We start from the raw sequence: 2,995 nt of genomic DNA on the forward strand, positions 1-2,995 counted from the left end.
CGGTGGCCGGCGTGCCGGGCCAGTGGCAAACCGTCACCGTCGACCGCATCTCCGGTAGAGACAACGGCCGCGACGAGTTCGGGCTCTACCGGGCAGACGATGCGGACGGTCGCATCGGGGAGCTCAAGCCGGGCGACGCCGGCTATGCCGCCGCAGCGCTGACGAGCGAGCGGGTGGTCGTGCTCTTCGGGAGCGGTCCCAATGGCGGTGCCCGGCCGGCAGTGCAGCTGCCCGCCAGCGAGTACATCGGCTTCTACCGGATTGTCGACGGCAGCACCAGCGATTGGCGCAGTCAGAATCCGCTCAACGTCGTCGGGCGAGGTCCGCTGGCGGTGTTCTCGGTATCCGCAGCGGATTCCAATCTTCGCATCGAATTGCGCGCCGACGCTGACGGCTGTGGCTGTCTCTGCCTCAGTTGGGGGAGCTCCAGCAACGCCACCGGCACTGGCTCCGAAAGGGTGGCGTTCCGGATTGGTGGCGTGAGTGGTGGCGTGAGTGCCGCTCCCCAGCGCTTCCGCTACCAGGCCCGCGCCCGTGACGAGGACGGTGATCCACTGCTCTACCGTCTGCTCGAAGGCCCGACCGGAGCGAGCATCGACGCCGGCACCGGTTTGCTCAGCTGGGACGATCCACAGGCCGGCAGCCACTTCTTCCGTATCGAAGTCGACGATGGCAAGGGCGGGCGGGTCGAGCAGAGTTTCACCGTCTGCTTCACGACAAGGACAGCAGAGGGCCAAATTGGCAGTCGCGCGGGAATCACTGCGCCTCGCGGTCTGCCCACCGCCTCGGCAGCAACGATCGATTGGAGCGGCAAGTCACCGAGCTGCTTTTCCGGTGCCCGCTTGACGCCGCGGAGCTGGCTGGGCGACTTCCTCGGCGTGCCATCGGCAGGGATGAACGCCCTCGATTCGCCGGCACTGCGCATCCGGATCGAACGCTGAGCGCGCAGCAGACCGTGGGCACGCGCGGGGATCACTCGAGCAAGGCTGCCGGCACTGATTTCGCCGGCTCGACTTCGACCCGGCCGCTCATATCATCGACATCTGACGATCTCCCCGCTATTGGCAAAGAATGGGCGCTTCGGAAGCTATCGATGCGAGCCCTGCTCGCTGCTTCGTCGATCCATTCCGGCGGGAATAGAATTCTGGTCTTCACGGTATGCGGGTAATGAGGCCCACTTGATCGACAAGACTCGTTCCTTCGAAGCAATGATGCTTGCCTACCTGGATTCGGCCTATAACCTGGCGCGCTGGTTGTTGCGTGACGAACAGAACGCGCAGGATGTCGTTCAGGAGGCCTATCTGCGCGCCTTCCAGTACTTCGACAGTTTCCATGGCGGCGATGCTCGCCCGTGGATTCTGGGCATCGTCCGCAACGCCTGCTTTTCGTGGCTGGCAAGGAACCGGCAGGCCGACCAGGCGCTGGTCTTTGACGAAGAGCGGGACATCGGCATCAGCGACGCGAAGTCGCCGGTGGCGGCCGGTTCTCCGGAACAGTCATTGATGCGCAAGCTGGAGAAGGCGCGCATCGACCAGGCGATCGGCAGTCTCTCTCCGGCGTTTCGTGAGGTGATCATCCTGCGGGAGATGGAAGATCTATCCTATGAGCAGATTGCCCAGGTCGCAGGCATACCGGTCGGCACGGTGATGTCGCGGCTGGCACGGGCGCGCGCACTGCTTCGCCGCGCGCTCGCTGAGCCAGACGAGGAAAAGCAGAAATGAGCAACGAATACGAATCGGAACTGAGCGCGCTCATCCGCTCGCGGGCAAGTTATCACACGGCACCGCCTGCCTTGCGCGCAGGGATCACGAACGCATTCCGACAAGCCGGGGCGAACCAGGCAAGCACGACGCCATTCTGGCGGCGACCATGGCTGCAGATCGGCCTTGCCTTTGCCTGTGGTGCACTCGTTGGTCTGCTGGTCGTCGCACCGTACGAACTCGCCGACCGGCAGCAGGTCGAACGCGAAGTGGTCGCCAGCCACGTTCGCTCACTGATGTTGGCTCACCTCACCGACGTCACCTCGTCGGACCAGCACACCGTCAAACCCTGGTTCGCTGGCAAGCTCGACTTCTCCCCGCCAGTCAGTGATCTGGCCGACAAAGGGTTCCCGCTGATGGGCGGCCGCCTCGAATATCTCGATCAGCACCCGGTCGCCGCCCTGGTCTACGCGCATCGGAAACATACGATCAACCTCTTGATCTGGCCGTCCGGCGAAACGTCAGCGCTCGAAATGACTTCCCGAAATGGTTTTCATCTGGCCCGCTGGAGCGAGTCCGGAATGCAGTTCTGGGTCGTATCGGATCTCAATCCTGCCGAGTTGAAAGGCTTCGTCGAATTGCTGCGTAATCAGCAATCATAGCAGGCGTCCGCGGCCGTCGGTCGGCAGGAAATCTGGCATACGGTAAGTCATCCAGATGTTGGCGCATTTAGGAGGCCGCGGATAGCCGACCGTCGTCTTCCCGGCCCCGCCGCGCTACTTGGCGAGCTTGGTGATCTTGTTGCCCTGTAGTCCGACTCCAGCCATCAGACCCTTCTGACCAAACACGAAGGCATAGACGTCGTCTTTCATCGTTATCGACGTCGCGGACTTGGCCATGCCTTCATCTACCACGACGACGCTGGGCCCGACGCCGACTTCGAAGCCATCGGTCTCGGTGAGCGCCTGCAGTGCGTGCTCGTGCATGAAGAACATCGCATAACCGAACTGCTGTGCGCCGGCCTGCAATCCGTACGACGCTCCGGCAGTACTATAGTAGCCAGCCGTCTGGCCGTTCCGGAGGAGAACCCCTTCGCCATACTGGCCGCCGATCACCAGCCCGGCTTTGGTGATCTTCGGAAAGACCAGCACAGCCACCGCCCGTTTGCTGAGTTCGCGTGCCGCCGGCACCTTGGCCACCAGTTTGGCATAAGCATTGCGGGCACTGCTGTCGAGAGCGGCCGTGCTTTCGGCAAGCGCCGGTGCTGCGCTTGCCAGCGCCACCATGGCGGCCAG

At 63.3% G+C, this 2,995-nt stretch carries 4 protein-coding genes; 3 read left to right on the top strand and 1 reads right to left on the bottom strand.

Features of this window, described 5'->3' with window-relative positions:
- The 3 genes from NFV80_RS10290 to NFV80_RS10300 all read left to right on the top strand — a co-directional run.
- Window positions 1-941, top strand: a 941-nt coding sequence (locus NFV80_RS10290) for an Ig domain-containing protein (protein ID WP_296758602.1), incomplete at its 5' end; no start/stop codon positions are given.
- 237 nt (window positions 942-1,178) lie between these two features.
- Window positions 1,179-1,721: a sigma-70 family RNA polymerase sigma factor gene (locus NFV80_RS10295; protein ID WP_295329077.1), complete on the top strand. Its 543-nt coding sequence runs from the start codon at window positions 1,179-1,181 to the stop codon at window positions 1,719-1,721.
- Window positions 1,718-2,362 (top strand): anti-sigma factor, encoded by a 645-nt coding sequence (locus tag NFV80_RS10300; protein ID WP_295329075.1) that lies wholly within the window; start codon window positions 1,718-1,720, stop codon window positions 2,360-2,362. Before NFV80_RS10295 ends, NFV80_RS10300 begins: the two co-directional genes overlap by 4 nt.
- A gap of 114 nt (window positions 2,363-2,476) precedes the next feature.
- On the opposite strand, the gene NFV80_RS10305 is transcribed toward NFV80_RS10300, so the two are convergent.
- On the bottom strand, window positions 2,477-2,995 hold a 519-nt coding region (locus NFV80_RS10305; RefSeq protein WP_295329073.1), incomplete at its 5' end, for a lipid-binding SYLF domain-containing protein.

Source organism: Accumulibacter sp., assembly GCF_023806565.1.
In the GTDB taxonomy this organism is placed as follows: Bacteria; Pseudomonadota; Gammaproteobacteria; order Burkholderiales; family Rhodocyclaceae; genus Accumulibacter.

Excerpts from the sequence above, each read along its gene's own strand:
- NFV80_RS10300 (WP_295329075.1), top strand. The coding sequence starts at position 1,718 with ATGAGCAACGAATACGAATCGGAACTGAGCGCGCTCATCCGCTCGCGG.